This is a genomic window from Novosphingobium sp. GW835-FHT14H07, from assembly GCF_058793515.1.
In genome coordinates, this window is sequence record NZ_JBXAFX010000003.1 from 219,080 (window position 1) to 240,850 (window position 21,771).

Sequence of the window (21,771 nt, forward strand, 5' to 3'; positions counted from 1 at the left end):
GGACGATATGGGGTTCGAACCCCCTCAATCCTGAAGCGCGATTTCCGCGATCGTGGCGTTGAAGCCCTCGGCGGTCTGGGCCTGGGCGGCTTCGTCGGCGTCTTTCAGCTGGAGATAAAACAGGCGGCGCAGGAAATCCTGGCGGCGCTCCTCGCGCTCTTCCAGCGCGGCCTGATCGAGTTCGAGCGTCTCGATGCCGGCGGCAAGATCAATGCCCGATGCCTTGGCCACGCGCTCTGCGCTGTCCATGCGGTCACGCAGGACCGAGACTTCGTTGGCCAGCACCATGATCATCGACATGACGTGATCGAGGCCGGGGGTTTCGTAGAACTCAGGGCGCTTGCCGCGGGCGTGGCGGATGACTTGGGGGCGTTCGGTCATGGTTTCGGTTCCGGTCATGCTGCCATCTGCTTTTCGAGCGGCTTGCGGGCGATCAGCACTTCCCAGCCGCCGCCGGGAGCAAATTCGCCCGCGGTGAATTCACGCTCGGCCACGGCCTCGCTAGCTTCCTGGCTGTAGCCTTCGGCGGCGGCGGCAAATTCCATCACCGCCATGGGCGCGGTATCGAACTTCACGTCCGCCCGATCGAACCCGGCCTTTTCGGCCAGCGCGACTTGTAATTCACGTCGCTGCGGATGAACCAGGTAGCATTGTCGCGGCCCGGAATGTCGCCCGAGAATTCTGGCGTGATCGCAAAAGAGTACTTTGAAGTCAGCGGCAGGCTGTTGCCCTTGAAGCCATCGCCCGTAACGCCCGTGACACGAGTGATCGCCGGGTCATTGAACGAACGGATGTTGGTGTCGTTGTAGGCCCCCGAGAACGTGAGCGACACGCCTTCCATGGGAAGGATTGTCGTATCGAGTTCGATTCCCTTGACCTTGGTCCGGCCCGAGTTTGCGATGCCGGTGACGGTTGAGCTCAGCGGCGGGTTCAGCGAATTGTCCACGAAGAAGACGCTGCGCGTGTTGTACTGGTTCTTCCAGTCACCGTAGTAAGCCGAAAGAGCAAAGATCAACTTGTTGTCGAAGGCCCGGCCCTTGAGGCCGATTTCGTAGTTCGTCAGCTTTTCGGGAACGGTAATGCCGCGCAGGCCAAGCGACTGGGACGCGGCGATTTCGCCGGCCGTGCCCGAGAACAGGCGGGCGTTGAATGACGAGATACTGACGTTCGCGGCCTTCGACCATGACGCGTAAGCCATGATTTCGGGCGTGATCTTGTAGTTGACGATCACGCGCGGCATGAAGTTGTCGTAGTTCTTCGAGAAGAACTGCGTCAGCGGGGCATAAGTGCCAGCCGGAACACCGTTTTCAGCAGCAGCGGCCGCCGAGATCGTTGCGCCCAGACCACCGGTGAAACCGAACACCTTGTCGCGCTGGTAACGGCCTTCAAGGCTGATCTCCAGCGCGTCGGTAGGCTTGATGTTGACGCTGCCGAAGATACCCTTGGTTTCCACCCGCTGCGGGGCAGAAGCCGTGCCAGCACCGCGAGCCAGGCCCAGAACAGCTTCTCCATAGGCGTTGAACAGGTCACGCTTGACCTTGGTGTCCATGTAGTTGAGGCCGATCATGCCCGAGATCATGCTGCCATTGTCAAAGGAAGCGCGCAGTTCCTGAGAGAAGTCGTTGTTGTGGCGTTCGATCGCGAAGGGGAAGTTGTAATAGGGAAGCAGGCCGTTGGTCGGCGTGGCGGCCGTGTTGATCAGCGACGAGCTGTCATAGTTGTCGAGCTCGGACATCTGCGACCACTTTTCGTCGTTGACGCCGGTGAGCGACGAGAGCGTGATGCCCGTGTCGCCCAGTTCGTAATCGATGTTGGCGTGGGCATGGAGGTACTTGCGCTTGAGGCCATAGCCCTGAACGTCATCGCTGGGCGAGACGGGGCGGAAAAGGCCATCGGCCAGCACGGCCGCGGTCCTGGCATCGATGTAGGTGTTACGGGCAGGCGAGAACGCTGCCGGCAGCGCTGGGGCCTGACCGCAGATGAACGGGTTGACGCCGTTCAGCGTGCAGTTGGACAGGCCGGGGACGATGATCGTGCCGTTGGTGTTTCCGCTCAGCGCCGGGATGTTGACGACGCCGTTGTTCGAGCGGACTTCGTAGGCCGAAAGCATGCCCTGTGCGGCTGGGCCGTCATTGTCTTCGCTGTAAAGACCAAAGACCTTCATCGTCAGCTGGCTGGAGGGCGTGAACATCAGCATGCCGGTGACGGTGCGGGTGCTCTGATCGCCGAGACGCTCGTTGGGGTTTGCGCGATTGCGGTAGGAACCGCCACGCTCGAGCGCGCGCCCGGAAATGCGGAAGCTCAGGATGTCGCGCGCGATCGGGCCTTCGAGCGAGCCCTGCACATCATAACCATGGCGGCTGAAGACCGAGGCGTTCATGCTGCCGCCAAAATCGCTCTTCGGGGTCTGGTTGACCACGTTGACCGCGCCAGCAAAGGCATTGCGGCCGAAGTAGGCGTTCTGCGGGCCCTTGAGCACTTCGACACGGGGCGGATCCGTGATCGAGTTCAGCGCAGACGCAGACGAAACCGGCACGCCGTCGATAAAGGTCGCGGTCAGCGTCGAGTCCGTGGTCGAGGGCGTGAAGCCGCGCAGCGAGATCTGCTGGAACGAACGGTCGTTGCGGCCCGAGTTGTTGCCGGTGACGTTGATACCGGGCGTTGCGTCGATCAGGTCGGTCAGCGAGATGATGCCGCGCTGGCCGATTTCCTCCGACGGCATCGCAGCAATCGCGATCGGCGTGGTGAGAAGGGTTTCCTCGCGCTTGCGCGCAGTCACGACGATGTCGCCAGTCGGGGCAGCCTCTTCGGCCTGCGCTGCTTCCTGGGCAAACGCCGGGGCTGCCTGCACGAGAGAACAGGCGATGGCGATCGTAGAGATCGGAAACAGTTTAAGAACTCGGGTCGTCTTCATCTTATAAACCCCTCACTTTAGTCAGCCGAATGGCGGGATTACTACGTTCCCTGGGAAAATGGCTTCATGACGCACCAGCAATTCTGCAAGGCGTTCAGCTATCCCGGATCCTGCGATACGGCTTGTTTTGATTTACCTGTCCGAAAGCCGATATCCGGCAGGCCAATATTGATCGAGATCATGGACCGAGCGCGTGCTCTATGCCCTGACCCCATTGAACAATGGCAAAGTTGCGTTGCCGCGACGTCGCGAATCTGTCGCGTGTCCGTCTGTCGGATGGAAGTGCGGTGTCGCAGATGCGAGTGCGGGATGCTGTAGGAGCAGTACTGCACACCGGAGGCAAAGCAAGCGCCTGTCCGCTCTGTGGTTTTTTGCCACTCGTGATCCCCACCGTGGGAGATGCGTGTTATCGCTGCCTGCATGATCGCACGGGATAATGGTTTTCAGGAAGTCGTCGGCATCGTTGCCGACGCGGACGAAGCAGGCCGGCGCTTGGCCCCGGCGCTGGGCTATAAAGCCTTGCACGCTGGCGACCTTGCAACCCCGCTCGGTGCCGCGTGGGGTGCGGGTCCGGACGCTCGTGCTCGTGAGGTTCTGATCGCCCATCCCGACAAGGCGCGGGGCGCCATCCGCTTGTTGTCCTTTGACGGCGAGCCGCGCGCCCTGATGCGCGACGGCGCGCAGCCATGGGATACGGGCGGCATATTCGACATCAATATCCGCGCCTTGGATGATATCGAGACTCTGCATCATGCCTTGGGCCGGGCCGGACATCGCGCATTTGCGCCGATAACCAACTGGCAATTTGGCGCATTGGCTGTCCGCGAAGTCGTTGAGAATGACGCCGATGGTCTTTGCATTGCCCTGATGCAACGCGTGAGTCCGCCTCTACAGGGGTACGAGGGCGTTGGTGGCAATGCCTCGTGGGTGTTCAACTCCACGCAGGTGGTCACTGATTTCGCGCAGGCGCGCGCGCTTTTCGTTGACCATCTGGGCTGGGTGCCGGTGCAAGAAACCGAAGGCTTCGCTGGCAACGAAGGCGGGATCAATTGCATGGGCCTTCCGCTTTCCCTTGCAGAACAGATCCCGATGCAGATCGGGATCTACCAGGCGCAGGGCCGCATGGAAGGTTCGGTCGAGATCATCAGCTTTGGCTGCAGTGGCCACGACTTCTGGCAAAGCCGCCCGCCGATGCGGGGGTGGGCCGCCCTGCGCTTTCCGGTTTCCGATATCGACGGCTTTGCCAGAGCAATGATAGCCGGTGGGTGCGAGATCGTTGAAGCTGGCCGCGTCGACTGGGCGCCCTATGGCAGCGCCGAGCTCCTCGCGGCAGTTACGCCCTGGGGAGCCCGGCTCGAAGGTCTTCGGTTAGGCTGAAGGCCGCAGGGTTTCCAGAAACGCGATCGTCTCCGCTTCGCTGACCACGTCGGCATACTTTGCGTTCATGTCGAACAGGTTCGCTTCATGCGGCCCTGCGTGACGATCGCCGCAGGCCTCGGCAACGACGGCGGTCTTGAAGCCATGGCTCATCGCGTCGACACAGCTCGCGCGGACACAGCCCGATGTCGTCAGGCCGGTCAGGATCACGCAGTCAATGCCGGCGGCCGTGAGCGTCGATGCGAGCGAGGTGCCGAAGAATGCGCTCGGATACTGCTTGGAGACGACCAATTCCGTTTCCAGCGGTTCAAGGCCCGGTCCCCAGGCGGCCATCGGATTGCCTTGCGTGAAATTGCGCAGCGGCATGGCCTTTTCGAAGAAGCGACCGCCGTTGAACCCGCTGGGGTGGTAGACAACATTCGTCAGGATAACCGGCACCCCGGCCGCATGCGCGACAGAGCGGATGCGCAGTGCGGATGCCAGCGCTTCATCGACTTCGGCATAGAGGGCGTTGCCCTTTTCGAAATAGGCCTGGCAGAAATCGATCAGCAGCAATGCCGGCCTTGTGCCGAAACCAACCCGGTTGTCATAGGCCTTCTTGTAGTTGGCCAGCAGGTCTTCTTCGGTGCTCACGCGGCAAACTCCCTGGTGTAGAGCCAAGGCTGGCTCTGGCGCTGACGGACTTCGAAAGCCTCGATCTCGCCACTGTATTGATTAACGATCTGATCGGTTTCGTCCCAGCCATTCAAAAGGGCAAGACGGCGTTCGGGCGGAATCGAGAACGAGATGGGTGCAAGGCCTTCTGCGCCAAGTTCCTGTCGCTCAAGGTCAACCGAGAACATGGCGCCTGATTCTGCCAGATCCATCAGCGCGGCAACCTGTCCTTCGGGCAGGACGATCGGCACAATGCCGTTGCGCATGCAGTTGGACTGGAAAATCTCGCCGAAGCTGGAGGAGATAACGGTCCGGACGCCAAGGCCGAGGAGCGCCCAGACGGCCTGTTCGCGGCTTGAGCCCGAGCCGAAGTTGGCACCGGCAATGATCACCGGGGCATCGGCAAAGGGCGGATCGTTTAGGACGTAACCTTCGACCTTGCTGCCATCGCTGGCAAAGCGGCGATCATGGAAGGCGTATTCCCCGAGGCCCGCCTTCGCCGTGATCAGCAGGAAACGCGCGGGGAAGATGATATCGGTATCGAAATTGTCCTCGCGCATGGCGGCGGCGCGGCCCGATACTGTGGTGAACGGCTGGGCGGGCATCAGGCAAGGCTCCTTACATCGACGAGATGGCCCGTCACGGCAGCGGCTGCAGCCATGGCCGGACTGACGAGGTGCGTTCGACCACCCGGCCCCTGCCGTCCTTCGAAGTTGCGGCATCGAAACGCGCGAGATCTGCGCATTGGATAGGTAACGTCCAATGGCGTTCAGCGCAGATTCCGGCAGCAACGGATCGGCCGTTCCCCACAGCAGCAGGACAGGCTTGCGCACCTTGGCCATCTCGATGGTGGCCTGCTTGCCATCGCCGATGCGGGCCATCAGCCCGATGAGGTTCTTTTCGGGCGCGCGCCGGTAGAAGTCGTAATACTCCTTCTGGGTCTGCGCGGAAATGCGGGCTGGAACGCCTGCGAAGAAGGTCAGGAAGTTCGTCCAGAAATCCTGATCGCGAAAGCCGGTTTGCTGCGCCCGGTCCATCGCGGATTTCAGGCCCTGGCTTAGCTTCAGGTGGCTGGTATCCACCGGATCGGAAGGCGTGTTCGAAAGAATCAGGCGTTCGATCATGTCCGGCCGGCGGGCGGCCATGTACATGCCCATCGTGCCGCCGCTGGAAACGCCGGCAAACGTCACCTTCCGAACCTGCAGATGATCGAGCAGGGCAATGGGAACGTCGGTGGGAACGAGAGTCTTGAGAGACTCGTCGGTGGGGCCATCGGAGAGGCCGTAGCCCGGCAGGTCGAGGCGGATGATGCGATAACGCGCCTTGAGCCGCTTGGCGATCACGTCCCATGTGCGCAGCGAGCTTTCCGAGCCATGGACCAGCAGGAGCGCGGCCCCTTGCGCGCACCTTCGTCCTTGTAGTGGATCTTCAGTCCACCCACCGTTAAGAAGCGGCTGTTCTTGTCGGCATAGATCCGGCGGAGTTGGTCGATGGTCAGGTAGGGCCTGGCAGCTCCAGCGCTGGCAGCTGGTTGCACCGTGGTGCTGAAGCCCGCCGAGGACACCTCGCTTACCGCAATCCGCCTGGCGAACTGATGGTCGAGGCTGGCGTGCCCGCCGGTGTGCTCAACGTCGTTACCGGCCTTGGCGGACAGACCGGCGCCACGCTGGCTGCGCATCCTCATGTCGACAAGATCGCCTTCACCGGATCGACCGCGACGGGCCGTGCGGTGCTCGATGCGGCCAAGACGAACTTCAAGCGCGTCACGCTGGAGCTTGGTGGCAAGTCGCCTTCGATCGTTTTCCCCGATGCCGACATGGCCATCACCGTGCCGGGCGTGGCCAATGCGATCTTCTTCAACGGTGGGCAGGTGTGCATCGCCGGTTCGCGGCTATACGTTCACCGCTCGGTCCACGATCAGGTTGTCGAGGGCGTCGCGGCATATGCCAAGGGGCTGAAGATCGGCCATGGCCTGCTGCAGGACACGCAGATGGGACCGGTTGTCTCGGCCCGCCATGCCGAGCGCGTCGAGGGCTTTCTCCAGCGCGCGAAGGGCGAAGGCGCGACCATGCTGACCGGCGGCGAGCGCACTGGCGATGCCGGCACGTTCATCACCCCGACCGTTGTGGTTGACGTGAAGCCCGACATGGAAATCGTGCGCGAAGAAGTGTTCGGACCGGTTCTTGTCGTCCAGTCGTTCGATGACGAGGAAGAGGTCATCGCCGCCGCCAATGCCAGCGATTATGGCCTTGCTGCCAGCGTCTGGACCGAGAGCCTCTCTACCGCGCACCGCATGTCTGCCGACATCCGCGCCGGCACGGTCTGGATCAATTGCCACGCCATGTATGATGCCTCGCTTGCCATTGGCGGGGTGAAGCAATCGGGCTGGGGCCGCGACAGCGGGCGACAGGCGATGGACAACTACCTCGAATGGAAGACGGTCTGCGCCTGCGTCTGACGCCTCACCCTCTCCCCAGAACACCCGGATCCCAGCCATGAACGCCAGCCTCGCCGCAAATTCCACCATGCCCGACGAGGTGCCGACCGGCGTCGTCCTGCGCTACGGCGTGGGCCAGTTGGGCGCGCAGGTGTTCCGCGATACACCAGCGGTGCTGCTGCCGCTGTTCATGACGACCATGCTGAGCGTGCCGGCGTGGCTTGCGGGACTTGTGGTGCTGCTGCCCAAGCTCTGGCTGATCGTCTGCGATCCGTTGGTCGGGGCCTGGTCGGACCGGATGAAGACGGCAATTGGCCGCACGCCCTTTCTGATCGCCGGAGCGGTCGGCACGACGCTGGGCTTCATCGCGCTCTTCACCTTCACTGAATACCCAAGCCCGTATATCGCCGCTGCAGCGATCTGCGCCCTGTTCTTCCTCGCCTCGACTGCGTTCAGCGTCTACTCTGTGCCGTACCTGGCCATTGCAGCAGAGCTTTCCAGCGATCCGCACCAGCGCAACCGCATCATGGTGCTGCGCATGTTCTTCGCAACGCTTGGCGTGCTCGTCGGCGTGGGCCTTGCCCAGCCGGTCATCGAGCATTTCGGCGGCGGGACTGCCGGTTGGCACGCGATGAGCTGGATCTTCGGCGGGTTGTGCTTCGCTTCGATGCTCACGACGGCAAGCGGACTGCGCCGCGTGCCGCTGATCAATGCCGGCTCAGTGCCCGGATCACTGCTTGACCAGTTGCGCACTGTTGCCGCCAACAAGCCCTATCTCGTTCTCCTTGCCACGACCTTCGTTTCGAACACCGGGCAGGCGGCGAGCTACACCGTCATCGGGTTCGTGTTTCTCTATGTGGTTCAGGCGATCTGGCTGATTCCGATCTTCATCCTGTGCATGTCTGCCACCAGCCTTGCTTCGCAGCCGCTGTGGTTGTGGCTGCCAAGGCGCATTGGCAAACCGCGCGCCTATGTTCTTGCCGCTGCAATCTGGGCAGCGGTGACGATCACCTGGCTTTGGGTCGGCAAGGGTGGGGTCGATGTTGCCACGCTGCCAGGCGGGCAGCCGGTCAATACCCAGCATCTGCTGATCCTGCTGCGTGCCATGGTCATCGGGGCGTTCAACGGCGGGTTCATCCTGCTTGCCCTGTCGATGATGACCGATACGGTCGATTACCAGCGCCGGATGCAGGGGGTGGCCAACGAGGGCGTCTTCGCCGGGCTGTTCTCCGCGATGGAGAAGCTGGCGTTTGCCCTTGGCCCGGTCATCGCCGGGATCGTGATGAGCGCGTTCGGTTTCGTTTCATCCACTGGTGGCGCCGCCGCGCAGAGCGAAAGCGCGCTTACCGGCATCATCCTGCTTTACAGTGCAATCCCCGCCAGCCTGCAGGTGATCGCCCTGTTGATCTTCAGCCGTTATCGCTTGCCCGACGCCTGACGGAAAGGGGGCCAGGCCATGTCTTTCCGGGAGGGTGTGGAACGGCATGGCCCGGTCTGCGCGGCGGCGTGTGGTGAGTAGGTCCACCGCGCGAGGGAAGTTCGATCAGAAGCGGAAGCGGACGCCCGCGCGATAGATCCGGCCGAGCCCGTCATAGAGCGCGGGGTTGGAGAAGATGTTGGTCCGCGCCGGGGCCGTGTCGAACACGTTGTCGACCTTCGCGTAGGCGACGATTTCCTTGGTGATGTTCACGCTGCCGCCGATGTCGAGGTAGAAGGCCCCTGGCAGGAAGTTCTTGTCGATTGTCGGGCGTTGCGAGGTCGAGGTCGGGCAGGTGCCAGCCGAGCATACCACGTACTGGTGGCCGATCACGCCGTCGCTGAACCAGCGCTCCTGCACCAGGAGCGAGAACTTGTCATTCTCGTAGCTCTGGATCAGCAGGAACTTCCAGTCCGGCGTCGCACCGTTGTTGTTGCCTGCTGTATCGACCGGAAGCGTGCCCGGAAGGCCGGTGTCGGTGATGAACTTGATCACGTGCGTGGCAAGGCCGCGGAAGGTGAAGCTGCCTGGCAGGCCCAGCGGCTGCTGCCAGCGGTACGAAGCTTCGATGTCAAACCCGCTGGTGTTGATCGAGGCGAGGTTGAACGCCTGCACGTTGATGAAGTTGGGACCGTTCGTATTGCTCAGGTTGAACGCGCTGCAGGTGGAGAGCAGCACCTTCTGGAAGCAGAGCTGGACGATATCGTTGGCGCCGAGGCTCGAGATCACGTCCTTGATCTTGATCTGGTACCAGTCGAACGAGACGTTGAGGCCGGGCAGCCAGGAAGGATTGGCGAGCGCGATGCCTGCGGTGTTGTTGCGGGCAAACTCCGGCGTCAGCGCGGTGTTGCCGATGGTGTTCTGGATCGCCAGCACGTTCGAATTGGTGAACGGATCGAAGAAATTGGGCAGCGTCGTGGTGACGGGCGCCGCGAACAGTTCCGAAAGGTTCGGCGCGCGCACATCGCGCGACATCACACCACGAACGCGCAGCCCGTCGACGGGCAGGTCCCAGGTGCCGCCGACCTTCCACGCCCAGACCGTGCCCGAGGTGCTGTAATCGGTCACGCGGCCAGCGGCGTTGATGTTTAGCTTGCCGGTGCTGTCCGAATTGAGGATCGGCACGTCGACTTCGAGATAGGCTTCCTTGACTGTGTAGGTGCCGTTGCCGTTCTTGTAATTGCCTGCATACCAGTTGTTGCCGCCCTGGATGAGCAGCGGGTCGGCCGGGTAGTCGCCCCCCGCCGGCGTGTTGGCAAAGCCCGCGCCGTAAGGGTCGGCGGTCACGCGGTAATGCTCGCGCCGCCATTCACCGCCGAAGGCAACGGAAAGCGGGCCGGCCCACAGTTCGACCGGCGAGCCCGAGAAGTTGATGCTGGCCACGTCCTGCGTCTGGCGCGTGCGCTGGTAGGGCCCGGCTTCGGGCATTATGTAGTTCCGGGCAGCTTCCGAAGCCTTGTCGCCGAAGATGTTCAGCGGCACGCAGCCATTGGCCCGGGCGACCGGATTGCGGCATACGATCACGCCGTTTTCGAGTACTGCGTCAATCGCGTTGTTGAAGCGGTTGCTGAGCAGGATGTTGTCGACGTCGATGCGCGTGCGATTGACGCCGTGCTCGTAGTAGGTGTCGTAAGTCCACTCGGTGCCGCCGATCTCGGCTGCGCCCTTGGCGCCGATCACCGCGCGCACCTGCTCGCGATCGGTATGCACCTGGGTGTTGCCAAGCGAGGCATTGCTGGTGCCGAAGCGGAAGCTGGTGATCCCGGCGTTGGCACAGGCAGTGGCAATGCTTCCCGGCAGGAACGGATTGGAGCACTGGATCGTCAGGCCCGGGCGGTTCTGGCCATTGACCGGCTGGTTCTGCGTTTTCACCCGGCCATAGTTGAACGTGGCGTAGACTTCGCTGCCCGGCGTGAACTCGAAACCGACGCGACCATAGCCGTTGTAGCGATCTATCCGAGACTTGAGCGAGCGGCCCGCATCGACGTTGCCGGTCAGGTCACCTCCAAGGCAGAAGCCGGGGAAGCAGCCGCTGATGTTTCCAGCCGCATCCTTGGCAGGAACGCCATTAGAACCGTACTGGAACTGGAACGGATTGCCCGCGGCGTCGAACGCAATGCCCTGCAGCGGACCTGCCGTGATCAGGCCGTACTTGGTGAAGGTGGTCGATTGCGCGAAGTCGCGCACGAGGAACTGCGGCGAACCGTCGTTGAGCACGCCGCGGTTGATCAGCGTGGTCTGCTTGAACCAGTCGCGCCCGTTGGCAAGGCCGATGCCCCATTCGCCGCCGCCGACGCCACCTTCATGCGAGTATTCGACGTTGCCGATCACGCGCAGGCGGTCGTCCGCAAAGGCGGTGCCGAACGCGAGCTGGGCCACGGCCTGCTCATCATCGCCGTAGTTGGTGATGCCGCCCTGGATATTGCCCTTGATGCCCTTGAAACGGGTGTCGGTGACGAAGTTGACCACGCCGCCAACCGCGTCCGAACCATAGGATGCCGAGGCACCGCCATTCACCACGTCGACACGCTGCGTGAGGAGCTGCGGGAACAGGCTGATGTCGGGCACGCCCGTCACGTTGGCGCCGACGACGCGCTGGCCGTCGAGCAGGGTAAGCGTCCGGATCGTGCCGACTCCGCGAAGCGAGAAGGAACTCAGTCCCTGCGCGCCGCTTGAGGTGCTGAAGGTGTTGACCTGCGTGCCGCTCGACCCCTGCAGCGAGGGAAGCTGCGAGATAGTGGTGAAGATGTTGGGCTGGGCGTTTGCGGCGATCTGCTCGCTCCCGATCACCGTCGTCGGCGTCGGCGCGGTGAAGCCGCTGGTGTTGATGCGCGACCCGGTCACGATGATCTCTGCCGCGCTGGGCCTGTCGTCAGCTTGATCCGCATCTTCGGCGGCGACAGAAGGCGCAGCCGCGTCCTGGGCGCTGGCCGCGATCGGTGCAAGCGCGGCAATCGCCACGACCCCAAGCGATGCGCCTTGCAGCAGCAGGCGACGACAATCCAGCAAGTTCAACAACATCCCACTCCTCCACATAGAATTTCGTGTGCTCCGCATCGGATCGTGCGGCGTTTTTCACTGACAAGTATGATCGGGAGGGTTTCCGCCGGTAACTGCCGGTCACCGCGCAGACGCTCCTGGAAGCGTCTGCGCTGCGAGTCGGTGGTTAGGCTTTTCCTCCCCGATCCTTGATGTTCCGGGGCTTTACTAAGCGGAATTCCCCGATTAGTGGTAACGTTAACGCATTTTTCTCTAGGTCGCGAATCCTCTCTTGTCAATAGTCTGACAAATTGGCATTTCCTCCGCAGTAGCAGAAATGCCTGCACATGATCGTTCGGCGCCGTCGGCCGAAAAATCGTGTTTTGGGAGATACTTGGTTGCCAGGCTTGAGGATGACCCGAATCCGGTGGACGATCATTGCGCTTTTCGTCGGCGCGATGGTTCTGAACTATCTGGCGCGCTCGGTCCTTGGCGTCGCTGCGCCGGTCGTGCTGGAAGAGCAGGGCATAACCAGCGAACAATATGGCTGGATCACCGGTGCCTTCCAGCTTGGCATCATGCTTCAGCCGTTGGCCGGATATTTCCTCGACAGCGTCGGCCTGCGCGTCGGCTTCGCGATCTGCGCAGCGGCGTGGTCGCTCATCACCATGGCCCACGTCTTAGCCTCCGGCTGGTTAAGCTTCGCGGCCTTGCGCGGGCTGCTGGGCCTTGCCGAAGGATCGGCGCAGCCGGCAGGGCAGAAACTCGTCGCCACCTGGTTTCCGGCGCGTGAGCGGGGTACGGCCGGCGGCATCTACAACATCGGTGCATCGTTCGGCGCCGTCTTCGCCCCGCCGCTGGTGGCGTGGGCCGTGCTGGCTTACTCCTGGCGTGCGGCTTTCGTGGTGGCCGGCGGCTTCGGGCTGCTGTGGGTCATGCTGTGGCTGTTCTGGTATCAGAGTCCCGACCGGCACCGTCACATCGCAGAGAATGAGCGGGAACTGATCGCCAGCGGGCAGGAAGCACATCTCGCCGCCACCGAGCGACGCCCCTCGATCGCGCAGATCCTGCGCCGCCGCAACCTCTGGGGCATCGCCCTGCCGCGGCTGCTGGCTGATCCTGTCTGGGGCATGCTGTCATTCTGGATGCCGCTTTACCTTGCGCGGGTTCACCGTTTCGACCTGACGCAGATCGCCATCTTTGCCTGGCTGCCATTCCTTGCCGCCGACCTTGGCTGCCTGTTCGGCCCGGCGGTGGCGTCAGCGCTCAACCGGCGCGGCGTCGACCTTGTCGATGCGCGGCGTTTCGCTTTTACGCTGGGCGCAGTGATGATGACCGGCATGGCCTTCGTCGGCATGGTCAGCAGCCCTTACGTTGCCATTGCGCTGCTCTGCCTTGGCGGATTTGCCCACCAGACGCTGTCGGTCACTGTCATCACCATGGCGTCCGACCTGTTCCGCCGCAACGAAGTGGCCACCGCCGCCAGTCTGGCGGGCCTTGCCGCCAATCTCGGCGTCCTGATCTTCTCGCTCCTGCTTGGCGGGCTGGTCGACCGCGTCGGCTATGAACCCTTTTTCATCGTTCTGGGCTTGCTCGACCTTTTCGGCGCGGCCCTCCTCTGGACCCTGGTGCGAAAGCCCGCATGACCCATTTCGCCAATCCTGTTCTCCGTGGCTTCAACCCCGATCCTTCGATCGCCAGGGTAGGCGATGACTTCTACATCGCGACGTCGACCTTCGAATGGTATCCGGGGGTGCAGATCCACCACAGCCGCGATCTTGTTCATTGGAGAACCGCGGCACGCCCGTTGCACCGGCCCAGCCAGCTCGACATGCGCGGCGATCCCGATTCCTGCGGCGTTTGGGCGCCCGACCTCACTCATGCGCATGGCCGGTTCTGGCTGATGTTCACCGATGTGAAGCGCTATGGACAGACCACCGTCAGCGGTGCCACCGGCGCGTCCCTGCGAGACTTTCACAACTATCTCGTCACCGCGAAAGAGATCGATGGCGAGTGGTCCGATCCGGTTCACCTCAACAGCAGCGGGTTTGATCCCTCACTGTTTCACGATGACGACGGGCGGACGTGGCTGGTGAACCTGCTGTGGGACCATCGCCCCGGCCGCAGCCGGTTCGGCGGCATCATGGTGCAGGAGCTCGATCGCCAGACGATGCGCCTTGTTGGCAAGCGCCGTCTTGTCTTTGGGGGAACCGAGCGCGGCTTTACAGAGGCCCCGCACATCTACAAGCGCAATGGCTGGTATTACATCCTCGTGGCTGAGGGCGGTACGGGCTGGGACCATGCTGTGGTCATGGCTCGGTCGCGCGATCTGTTCGGGCCTTACGAAGTTCATCCCGATGGTGCCGTGCTGACCTCGGCCGGGCGCCGGGAGGGTAATCTGACGCGTGCCGGTCATGGCGATCTTGTCAATCTGCCAGATGGCAGCACCTGGATCGCCTATCTCTGCGGTCGACCCTTGACCGGTCACGAACGCTGCGTTCTCGGGCGTGAAACCGCGATCCAGCCGATGGTTTGGGGTGACGATGGCTGGCTGCGGACCGTCGCGGGCGACGGCGCGCCCGACCCGGCACCGCCGCTCCCGCCGTTGCAGGCCGCCCCCGAGATCGCCGATGCAGACTGGGATGGCACCTTTGAGGCAGGGTGCCTGCCGCTGCCTCTGCAATGGCTCCGGACTCCCTGGCCCGAGCGCCTGTTCAGCCTTTCGGCGCGACCGGGCTGGCTGCGGCTCTATGGTCGAGAGACGGTAGGCAGCTTCTTCGAGCAGGCGCTCGTCGCGCGCCGGCAGGAGCATTTTGCATTCGAAGCCAGCACGATCCTCGACTTTGATCCACAGGATTTCCAGCAGTCCGCCGGACTCATCTGCTATTACAACAGCACGAAGTTTCACTACCTCAACGTGACTGTCGAAGGGGAACGTCGCCAGTTGCAGGTGCTTTCCGCAGTGCCAAACGAGGAGACGGCTGCCTATGTCGTCGCCGAAGAGCTGCCCGATGGTCCGATCGAGCTGCGGGTCGAGGTTGTGGGACCTGATCTGCGCTTCAGCTGGCGTTGCGGAGATGACGGGTGGATCGAGTGGCCGCATGTACTGGATGCCAGCGTGCTGTCGGACGAAGTATCGCTGCCCGGCTTGCCCAACTTCACCGGCACGTTCGTCGGCGTTGCTGCGCAGGATTTGTCGGGTGATGGCGCCCATGCCGACTTCCACTTCCTGCGATACCGCGGGAACGACCTTTCCTGACCAAGGCATTTGCCAGGTATCGTTATTGCCAATCTGTGTTAACGTACAACCACGTTCGAACAAGGATATGTCTGATTTAATATGAAGCAGGGCAGGGGCCGGGGCCAGGACCAGAGTGGCGATAGCGAACGCCAGCAGCGCGGCGCCACCGTGATCGATGTGGCCGCACGCGCCGGTGTCTCGGCGATGACCGTGTCGCGCGTCATCAACGGGCAGGGCAGGGTAAAGGCCGAAACGCGCGAGGCGGTGGAGAGAGCGATCGCTGAACTCGCCTATGTTCCAAATGTTGCCGCCCGCAGCCTCGTCAGGTCGACAGAACTGCGCATCGGCGTAGTCTATTCCAACCCCAGTGCCACTTTCATGAGCGATTTCCTGACAGGGGTTTATGAAGAGGCATCGGCGCGGGGGGCGCGGCTTATCCTGGTCAAAGGCGAGGGCGGCCAACCGCCATCCGAGGAATCGCTGCGCGAACTGGTCCGGTCTGGCGTGCTTGGTGTGCTGGTTACCCCTCCGCTGGGGGAATCGCCCCGCGTCTTGCGCATCCTTGGTGAGGCAGGACTGCCTATCGCCGCGGTGGGTGCCTATGGCGCGACCGGCGTGATCCGCGTTCGCATTGACGACCGCAAGGCCGCCTGTGAAATCACCCGCCTGCTGATCGGCCTTGGCCATCGCCGCATCGGCTTCGTCCTTGGCAACCCCGACCAGTCAGCCAGCGCCGAGCGCATGGCCGGATTTCACGACGCGGTGCGCGAGGTCGACGGCGTGGAAACGATGGTGGTCGCAGGCGACTACCGCTACGAATCCGGTCTTGTGGCCGGCGAACAGTTGCTAGGCAGCGACAACCCACCCACCGCCATCTTCGCCAGCAACGACGAGATGGCCGCCGCTGTGGTTTCGGTGGCGCACCGCCGCCAATTGCACGTGCCGGATGAACTCACCGTCGTTGGCTTCGACGATACCACCGCCGCTGTCATGCTGTGGCCGCCGCTCACCACCGTGCATCAGCCCGTCCATCGCCTCGCCAAGGAGGCGCTGGGCCTGCTGGTGCAAAGGATTGCGTCGGGCGCGGACGGGGCCGCCGAGGGGCGCGACGTCATTCTCGATCACGAGATCATCGTTCGCCAATCGAGCGCCCCACCAGCCTAGTGCCGGGTCAGCCCGCGGATCAGTGTGTTTGGCAGAAACGCATTGTCCCATTCCGCGCTGCCGTTGTTGGGTGCAGGAGGCGTCGGCCCCACTCGCAGGGTGATCAGCCGATGCTTCGGGCTGATCGCCACGATCTGGTTGGAGTTGCCATCGAACAGGTACAGGCCCGGATCGAGATAGGGTTCGGAATGAAGCACTTGCGGCCCCAACGTGCCCGGAGCACCGAAGCCGCGACGCAGACGATAGGGATCCCCGATCCAGATGCCGAGGCCGAAGTTGGGATTCTGGGCCGTGCCTTTGCGCATTTCAGCGACATAACCCTTTGGTAGCAGGCGCTTGTTTTGCCACTTGCCATCGTCGAGCAGAAGCACGGCCATGCGCAGGTAGGTATCTGCCGGCAGAAAAGTGCAGCAGCCGGAATGGGCAAGGCCGCCCGGCTTGCCGACCCAGATCCTGCCGCCTTGCGCGCCTAGCGGAGCAAGCACTTCGCGGCTGAGAAAGTCGCCATAGCGCTGCCCGGTCGCCCCTTCGATGACCATCCCGACAAGGTCGCTCGGCGCATTGGCATAGGAATAGCGCGTGCCCGGCTCATAAGGCATCGGATAGCTCTCGATGATCCGCTGGCCGAAGTCGGTGTCGAGCAGAGCAGAATTGTAGGGATGCGCAGGGTCGGGGCTGAACCCTTGGTCGAGCATGCCTGATCGCATGTCGAGCAGATAGCGGATGGTGATCTTCGCTTTCGGCGTACCTTTTGCCGAAGGGATGAAATCGGCAATGGACTGGTCGAGGGAGCGGATCTTGCCCAATGCCATCGCCCGGCCGACCGCAATGGCGGTCAGCGGCTTCGACAGCGACTTGGAGACCAGAGGCGTTCGGGCATCCACCCCCTTGCCGTACCATTCGTTTTCAATCCGGCCATCGCGCCAGACGATGAAGGCGCTGCTGTTCATCGCTTGCGCATAGGCGCGCGCCTTCTCGAGAGCCTCGGGCGCAATGCCGCTCTGTTTCGCGCTTGCCTTCGGCAACGGTTTCCAGCGGCTGGTACCGGCGAGAGGTTCCATGGGGGCATAGGGAAAGTTGCCCGGGTCCTTGATGAAGACGGCAAGGCGCTCGTCAAAGACTGCGCGCGAGTCGGACCAGTTGGGCTGTGCCACCGCATTTGTGCCGATAATGGCAAGAAAGAGACAGGTTTGCGCAATGCGTAGTGCAATACGAGTTGGTTTCATGCCCATTCCCCATTCTGCGGCCTGATCCTTGGCGTTCTGCGCCGTCGGCCGCGTCTGCAGTTCTCCGATTTTCTGCGTGAATGTGCGCGCTCTCCGTCGCTTGCCCGGCTTTATCACCGCAAGGCGGATAGTTTGGTGGCTTTCGCAACCTCCCGCAGCGGCCCGGTCCATACCCCGTATCAGAAGTTAGATTGGAGTCCGCTGGATATGACAGGGGTTGAACGGTGCCAGGTGGCGATTGTCGGAGCTGGTCCCGTAGGGACGGTTCTGGCCACGCTGCTGGCCCAGGCGGGGGTTGATGTGGTCGTGCTCGAATCGGGCGAGGACTGTGCGCAGGATCTGCGTGCGTCCACGTTCCACCCGCCGACGCTCGAAATGCTCGATACCATCGGCATCACGCCGATGTTGCTGGAAAAGGGCCTGAAGGCGCCGGTCTATCACTGGCGCGATCGCAACACGGGCGAAGTGATCGATTTCGATCTCAGCGAGATCGACGACGTCACCCGCTATCCTTTCCGCATCCAGTGCGAACAGTATCATCTGTCTCGCGCGCTGGCTGGCGGCCTGGAAAAATACTCGAACGCCAAGATGCATTTCAGCACGCGCCTGCTGACCTTCAAGCAGGATGAAAGCGGCGTCGATCTGTGGGCTGAAACGCCCTACGGCATCAATCGCCTGCGTGCCGAATTCCTGATCGGGGCTGACGGCGCCAATTCGATCGTGCGCAAGTGGCTCGGGATCGAGTTCGACGGGTTCACTTACCCGGAACGCTTCCTGTGCCTGTCGACCGACCTTGAGCTGGCCGATCACCTGCCGAACCTGGCCTACGTGAATTACGTGTCCGATCCCAAGGAATGGCTGGTTCTGCTGCGCGTGCCATCGCTGTGGCGCGTGCTGGTGCCGACCGATGGCTCGCTCAGCGATGAAGAGTTGCGTTCTGACAAAATCAAGAACGGCATCTTCGATCGCCTCGTCGGCGATGGCGCTTCGGTAAAGACGGAGCACCGCACGCTCTATCGCGTGCACCAGCGGGTGGCCAAGTCGTTCCGCGAAGGCCGGGTCATGCTGGTTGGCGATGCCGCACACCTCAACAATCCGCTTGGCGGCTTCGGCATGAACTCGGGTGTCCACGATGCCTTCAACCTGTTCGAAAAGCTCGAGCCGGTGCTGAAGGGCAAAGCCGCGATGGAGCCAAGCCTTGCGCTCTACGATCGCCAGCGCCGCGAGGTGACGCACAGCTTCACCCAGATGCAGACCAAGGAAAACATGGCCTTCATCAAGGGCGGACAGGACGGGGCGCATGAAGCGCGCCGTGCCAAGATGCTGGAAATCAAGAACAACGACGAAACCCGCCGCAACTACCTGATGCGGCAAGCCATGTTCGACAGCCTCGCCCAGGCGGCTGCGATCGTATGATGCGAAGCGGCGTCGCGGTGGTGGGACTGCGGCGCGGCTTTTTCCGGAGACAAATCCAATGGTTGACGTCCAGGGTTACCGCGCCTGTCTCGGCGTGATTGCCCCTTCCACCAACACCACCGTCCAGCCCGACATGGAGCGCATGCGCCCTGCCGGCGTGACCAATCACTTCTCCCGCATTTTCGTGGAAGACCCGGTCGCCCTCTCGAACGAGGATTTCATCGCCGGCACCACCGCGATTGCCGAAAACACGATGGACGCGGTGCGCTCGGCGATGACACTGCGTCCCGAATACCTCGTGCTCGGCATGTCGGCGATCACTTTCTACGGCGGGGTCGAGGGTGGCAAGAAGTTCAAGGCCGAGGTCGAGGAACTGGCCGGCGTAGGCGCGTCGACCGGATCGGAATCGGTGGCGGCAGCGCTTCATGCCTATGGCAACGTCAAGACCGTCAGCTTCGTTTCGCCCTATTACCCCGTCGCCAACGCTGAGGTACGCCGTTTCCTTGAGGAATCCGGCTTTTCGGTGGTGCGGGACGTGCCCCTGCAGTGCAAGCGCTGGACCGACATCGCCAAGGTAACGCCCCAGCGTTTGCGCGAGGTGATCGACCATCTCAACGGTAGCGACGTGGATGCAATCGTGCAGGTCGGCACCAACCTTTCGATGGTCAGCCTTGCCGCCGAATACGAGCTCAAGCTCGACAAGCCGGTGATCGCGATCAACACCGCAACATATTGGCACGCCTTGCGCACGCTCGGCATTACCGACCGGATCGAAGGCCTCGGAAGACTCCTCTCCGAGTTCTGAGGCTACGGGTGCGCGCGCGGTTCTCCCTCCGCAGACGCGCACCCTCAACGCCTTTGGCGGTTGACCTTCACCGAGGCTGGCCGCCGCCGTGCGTCGAGTTCGATCACGAGTTCCGCCCGAGCCGGCATTTCATCGAGAATGTGCCGTGTGATCCGTTCGTAGTACATCACGAAACGTTCGATCGCCTTTCGGTCCATCAAGCCTGAAACGTCACGGCCTTCGCTGGCCAGAGCGCGGCGCAGGGTCTCCTCCTGCTCCAGACGCCACTCGGCCACGACCTCGAAGCCGGGGGCCTGCAGCAGCACCAGCATGTCGAACTTCGCGAAGAACGCCTGATACTCTCCGGCGAGGCAGGCGTTCACGTGGCTCCGCCAGACCGCATCCGGGTCTTCGTCCCGTTCCAGCGCGTTGATGGGAGCGCTGAGCAGGCCGGCTTCCTGCGGCTGCGCTCCGACGCACCAGCCTTCGAACAGGACGATATCGACGGGGGTGTCTACCATCCGCCAGTCCTCGTGGGGAACCTGGTCGTCCTTCGCCTTGTCAAAAGCCGGCAAGGCGAGGGATCCCGTTCCGCCAAGCGCATCGAGAATGCGGATGCCTGCTGCAACGTCATGCGTGCCCGGAACGCCCCGCACCGCAAAGAGCGGATGGACCATCCCAGCCAGTCGCTGCCGGCCGGCCTTGGGCAGATAGAGATCATCGAGCGACAGCGTTACCGTTTGTAGGCCGTCTTGCTCCATGCGCTCGGCCAGCAGGCGAGTGGTCCACGTTTTGCCGCAACCTTGCGCTCCGCAGATGCCGACCGCGAAGGGACCTTTGCGGTCTTGCGAAAGTCGATCAAGGATCGCTTCTGCCAGAATCTCGACGATGCTTGTCATGCGGTGTCCTCAAGATGGACACCGATTATCAGGCGCGCCCAACAGCGCCGCAACCTAGAACCGCAGGATCGGCTTTACCACGCGTCCCGATTCTGCAGCCGCAAACGCCTCGGATATTTCGTCGAACCTGAACCATTCGACGAGGCGGTCGAACGGGAAGCGACCTGCGCGGTGGTATTCGATGAGTTCAGGGATGAAGGTTTGGGGATCGGCGCTGCCTTCGACCACGCCGCGGATCACGCGGCCCGCGCTCATGACGTGGGTGGTGTCGGCCCGCACTTCTGTGCCGGGGGCATAGGCGCCGACCAGCGCGATTTCGCCCCGCGGCGCGAGGGCAAGGATCCCGGCATTTACCAGCGAGGCAATGCCCGTGGTATCGATGATATAGTCGAACCCGGCCGGACAGCCCGCTTCCGCCGCCAGCGCCGTGAAGTCATCACCGCTCCGCAAGACGTGGGTCGCGCCCAGTTCAATGGCGAGGTCGAGCCGCGCTGGATTGACGTCTATCGCCGCAATCGCTCCTGCGCCGGCGACGCCCGCTGCCATGACCGCAGACAGGCCGACCGCGCCCACTCCGATGACCGCGACGCTCGCTCCCGCGCGCACGCGGCAGGCGTTGAGCACCGCGCCCGCGCCGGTCTGGATGCCGCAGCCCAAGGGGCCGAGCAGCTCGATCGGCAGATCCTCGGACACCTTCACCGCATTGCGCCGGTTGACCACGGCATGCGTTGCGAATGATGATTGGCCGAAGACATGGCTATGCACCGGTGCGCCACCTGCGTCGGTCAGCGCGGTAGAGCCATCGGTGCGCGCACCGAAGAAATTCAGCGGTACCCATGAATGGCAATAGGCGGGCGCCTTCTCGTCGCAGCTGGGGCAATCGCTGCAGAACATGAAGCTCAGCACGACATGATCGCCCACCATGAGATCGGACACGTCGCTGCCCACCGCCCGGACGACGCCCGAACCCTCATGACCCAGCACCACGGGAAGCGGCACTGGCAGGTGCCCGTCGCGCATAACCATATCCGTATGACAGATGCCTACGCCGCGCATTTCGACGAGCACTTCGTCGGCGCGCAGAGCGTCAATGATGACAGTCTCGATCCTTGGCGCTGCGCCCGCAGTGCGCAGGACTGCGGCCTTGGCGGTGGTCATGTCGGATTTCCTGTGAATGGCAAAAGCGATGGAGGCGAAGCCCCG

Annotated in this window: 16 protein-coding genes and 3 pseudogenes; 8 read left to right on the forward strand and 11 right to left on the reverse strand. The window is 62.8% G+C overall.

Annotation, left to right across the window (positions count from 1 at the left end; translation table 11 throughout):
- Nucleotides 1-24 precede the first annotated feature (24 nt).
- Genes AC1Q5P_RS04625 through AC1Q5P_RS04635 form a run of 3 tightly spaced genes read right to left on the reverse strand, consistent with a single transcriptional unit; the run spans nucleotide 25 to nucleotide 2,914 of the window.
- Nucleotides 25-399 (reverse strand): hypothetical protein, encoded by a 375-nt coding sequence (locus tag AC1Q5P_RS04625; RefSeq protein ID WP_039335688.1) that lies wholly within the window; start codon nucleotides 397-399, stop codon nucleotides 25-27.
- Entirely contained in the window at nucleotides 396-575 is a 180-nt protein-coding gene (locus AC1Q5P_RS04630) for a hypothetical protein (protein ID WP_039335686.1), read from the reverse strand. Before AC1Q5P_RS04630 ends, AC1Q5P_RS04625 begins: the two co-directional genes overlap by 4 nt.
- Nucleotides 572-2,914: a TonB-dependent receptor gene (locus tag AC1Q5P_RS04635; protein WP_492518265.1), complete on the reverse strand. Its 2,343-nt coding sequence runs from the start codon at nucleotides 2,912-2,914 to the stop codon at nucleotides 572-574. Before AC1Q5P_RS04635 ends, AC1Q5P_RS04630 begins: the two co-directional genes overlap by 4 nt.
- Before the next feature lie 399 nt (nucleotides 2,915-3,313).
- On the opposite strand from AC1Q5P_RS04635, the gene AC1Q5P_RS04640 reads away from it, so the two are divergent.
- The gene (locus tag AC1Q5P_RS04640; protein WP_492518266.1) at nucleotides 3,314-4,291 is read left to right on the forward strand and encodes a hypothetical protein; all 978 of its coding nucleotides are present in this window, start codon (nucleotides 3,314-3,316) and stop codon (nucleotides 4,289-4,291) included.
- On the opposite strand, the gene AC1Q5P_RS04645 is transcribed toward AC1Q5P_RS04640, so the two are convergent.
- The 4 genes and pseudogenes from AC1Q5P_RS04645 to AC1Q5P_RS04660 form a co-directional block, all read right to left on the reverse strand.
- On the reverse strand, nucleotides 4,283-4,924 hold the full coding sequence (locus AC1Q5P_RS04645) for an isochorismatase family protein (protein WP_492518267.1): 642 nt from the start codon (nucleotides 4,922-4,924) through the stop codon (nucleotides 4,283-4,285). The genes AC1Q5P_RS04640 and AC1Q5P_RS04645 overlap by 9 nt on opposite strands.
- Nucleotides 4,921-5,550, reverse strand: coding sequence for a 3-isopropylmalate dehydratase small subunit (gene leuD / locus AC1Q5P_RS04650; protein WP_492518308.1), 630 nt, complete (start codon nucleotides 5,548-5,550; stop codon nucleotides 4,921-4,923). The genes AC1Q5P_RS04645 and leuD overlap by 4 nt, the downstream gene beginning before the upstream one ends.
- Nucleotides 5,550-5,663 (reverse strand): annotated as a pseudogene (locus tag AC1Q5P_RS04655) (aconitase family protein); the annotation flags it as partial. The gene leuD and the pseudogene AC1Q5P_RS04655, both read right to left, overlap by 1 nt.
- A 70-nt stretch (nucleotides 5,664-5,733) precedes the next feature.
- Nucleotides 5,734-6,288, reverse strand: a pseudogene (locus AC1Q5P_RS04660) (alpha/beta fold hydrolase); the annotation flags it as partial.
- 198 nt (nucleotides 6,289-6,486) lie between these two features.
- Here AC1Q5P_RS04660 and AC1Q5P_RS04665 point away from each other — a divergent pair.
- Both AC1Q5P_RS04665 and AC1Q5P_RS04670 read left to right on the forward strand, forming a co-directional pair.
- A pseudogene (locus AC1Q5P_RS04665) lies at nucleotides 6,487-7,403 on the forward strand (aldehyde dehydrogenase family protein).
- Nucleotides 7,404-7,440: 37 nt separating this feature from the next.
- Complete coding sequence (locus AC1Q5P_RS04670) at nucleotides 7,441-8,820, forward strand: MFS transporter (RefSeq protein ID WP_492518268.1); 1,380 nt, start codon at nucleotides 7,441-7,443, stop codon at nucleotides 8,818-8,820.
- A 105-nt stretch (nucleotides 8,821-8,925) separates the two neighbouring features.
- Here AC1Q5P_RS04670 and AC1Q5P_RS04675 read toward each other — a convergent pair whose 3' ends face one another.
- Nucleotides 8,926-11,880: a TonB-dependent receptor plug domain-containing protein gene (locus AC1Q5P_RS04675; protein WP_492518269.1), complete on the reverse strand. Its 2,955-nt coding sequence runs from the start codon at nucleotides 11,878-11,880 to the stop codon at nucleotides 8,926-8,928.
- Nucleotides 11,881-12,251: 371 nt separating this feature from the next.
- On the opposite strand from AC1Q5P_RS04675, the gene AC1Q5P_RS04680 reads away from it, so the two are divergent.
- From AC1Q5P_RS04680 to AC1Q5P_RS04690, 3 genes are all read left to right on the forward strand, one after another.
- Nucleotides 12,252-13,484 (forward strand): MFS transporter, encoded by a 1,233-nt coding sequence (locus tag AC1Q5P_RS04680; protein WP_492518270.1) that lies wholly within the window; start codon nucleotides 12,252-12,254, stop codon nucleotides 13,482-13,484.
- Nucleotides 13,481-15,097, forward strand: a complete 1,617-nt coding sequence (locus AC1Q5P_RS04685) for a glycoside hydrolase family 43 protein (protein WP_492518271.1) — start codon at nucleotides 13,481-13,483, stop codon at nucleotides 15,095-15,097. The genes AC1Q5P_RS04680 and AC1Q5P_RS04685 overlap by 4 nt, the downstream gene beginning before the upstream one ends.
- Nucleotides 15,098-15,178: 81 nt before the next feature.
- Nucleotides 15,179-16,243: a LacI family DNA-binding transcriptional regulator gene (locus tag AC1Q5P_RS04690; RefSeq protein ID WP_492518272.1), complete on the forward strand. Its 1,065-nt coding sequence runs from the start codon at nucleotides 15,179-15,181 to the stop codon at nucleotides 16,241-16,243.
- On the opposite strand, the gene AC1Q5P_RS04695 is transcribed toward AC1Q5P_RS04690, so the two are convergent.
- Nucleotides 16,240-17,397: a serine hydrolase domain-containing protein gene (locus AC1Q5P_RS04695; protein WP_492518273.1), complete on the reverse strand. Its 1,158-nt coding sequence runs from the start codon at nucleotides 17,395-17,397 to the stop codon at nucleotides 16,240-16,242. The genes AC1Q5P_RS04690 and AC1Q5P_RS04695 overlap by 4 nt on opposite strands.
- A 279-nt stretch (nucleotides 17,398-17,676) precedes the next feature.
- Between AC1Q5P_RS04695 and AC1Q5P_RS04700 the strand changes: the two genes are divergently transcribed.
- Together AC1Q5P_RS04700 and AC1Q5P_RS04705 are read left to right on the forward strand one after the other, a co-directional pair.
- Nucleotides 17,677-18,885: an FAD-dependent oxidoreductase gene (locus AC1Q5P_RS04700; RefSeq protein WP_492478466.1), complete on the forward strand. Its 1,209-nt coding sequence runs from the start codon at nucleotides 17,677-17,679 to the stop codon at nucleotides 18,883-18,885.
- A gap of 58 nt (nucleotides 18,886-18,943) precedes the next feature.
- Nucleotides 18,944-19,690, forward strand: coding sequence for a maleate cis-trans isomerase family protein (locus AC1Q5P_RS04705; RefSeq protein WP_062343824.1), 747 nt, complete (start codon nucleotides 18,944-18,946; stop codon nucleotides 19,688-19,690).
- A 44-nt stretch (nucleotides 19,691-19,734) separates the two neighbouring features.
- Here AC1Q5P_RS04705 and AC1Q5P_RS04710 read toward each other — a convergent pair whose 3' ends face one another.
- Together AC1Q5P_RS04710 and AC1Q5P_RS04715 are read right to left on the reverse strand one after the other, a co-directional pair.
- Complete coding sequence (locus AC1Q5P_RS04710; protein WP_492518274.1) at nucleotides 19,735-20,568, reverse strand: kinase; 834 nt, start codon at nucleotides 20,566-20,568, stop codon at nucleotides 19,735-19,737.
- Between the two features lie 54 nt (nucleotides 20,569-20,622).
- Complete coding sequence (locus tag AC1Q5P_RS04715; protein ID WP_492518275.1) at nucleotides 20,623-21,726, reverse strand: NAD(P)-dependent alcohol dehydrogenase; 1,104 nt, start codon at nucleotides 21,724-21,726, stop codon at nucleotides 20,623-20,625.
- Nucleotides 21,727-21,771 lie beyond the last annotated feature (45 nt).

What these genes read in the sequence shown, in the direction of transcription:
- AC1Q5P_RS04715 (WP_492518275.1), bottom strand. Translation starts at nt 21,726, where the DNA reads ATGACCACCGCCAAGGCCGCAGTCCTGCGCACTGCGGGCGCAGCGCCA.
- AC1Q5P_RS04690 (WP_492518272.1), top strand. Translation starts at nt 15,179, where the DNA reads ATGAAGCAGGGCAGGGGCCGGGGCCAGGACCAGAGTGGCGATAGCGAA.
- AC1Q5P_RS04635 (WP_492518265.1), bottom strand. Translation starts at nt 2,914, where the DNA reads ATGAAGACGACCCGAGTTCTTAAACTGTTTCCGATCTCTACGATCGCC.
- AC1Q5P_RS04700 (WP_492478466.1), top strand. Translation starts at nt 17,677, where the DNA reads ATGACAGGGGTTGAACGGTGCCAGGTGGCGATTGTCGGAGCTGGTCCC.
- AC1Q5P_RS04670 (WP_492518268.1), top strand. Translation starts at nt 7,441, where the DNA reads ATGAACGCCAGCCTCGCCGCAAATTCCACCATGCCCGACGAGGTGCCG.
- AC1Q5P_RS04685 (WP_492518271.1), top strand. Translation starts at nt 13,481, where the DNA reads ATGACCCATTTCGCCAATCCTGTTCTCCGTGGCTTCAACCCCGATCCT.
- AC1Q5P_RS04625 (WP_039335688.1), bottom strand. Translation starts at nt 399, where the DNA reads ATGACCGGAACCGAAACCATGACCGAACGCCCCCAAGTCATCCGCCAC.
- AC1Q5P_RS04675 (WP_492518269.1), bottom strand. Translation starts at nt 11,880, where the DNA reads ATGTTGTTGAACTTGCTGGATTGTCGTCGCCTGCTGCTGCAAGGCGCA.
- AC1Q5P_RS04640 (WP_492518266.1), top strand. Translation starts at nt 3,314, where the DNA reads ATGCGTGTTATCGCTGCCTGCATGATCGCACGGGATAATGGTTTTCAG.
- leuD (WP_492518308.1), bottom strand. Translation starts at nt 5,550, where the DNA reads ATGCCCGCCCAGCCGTTCACCACAGTATCGGGCCGCGCCGCCGCCATG.
- AC1Q5P_RS04680 (WP_492518270.1), top strand. Translation starts at nt 12,252, where the DNA reads ATGACCCGAATCCGGTGGACGATCATTGCGCTTTTCGTCGGCGCGATG.
- AC1Q5P_RS04705 (WP_062343824.1), top strand. Translation starts at nt 18,944, where the DNA reads ATGGTTGACGTCCAGGGTTACCGCGCCTGTCTCGGCGTGATTGCCCCT.
- AC1Q5P_RS04710 (WP_492518274.1), bottom strand. Translation starts at nt 20,568, where the DNA reads ATGACAAGCATCGTCGAGATTCTGGCAGAAGCGATCCTTGATCGACTT.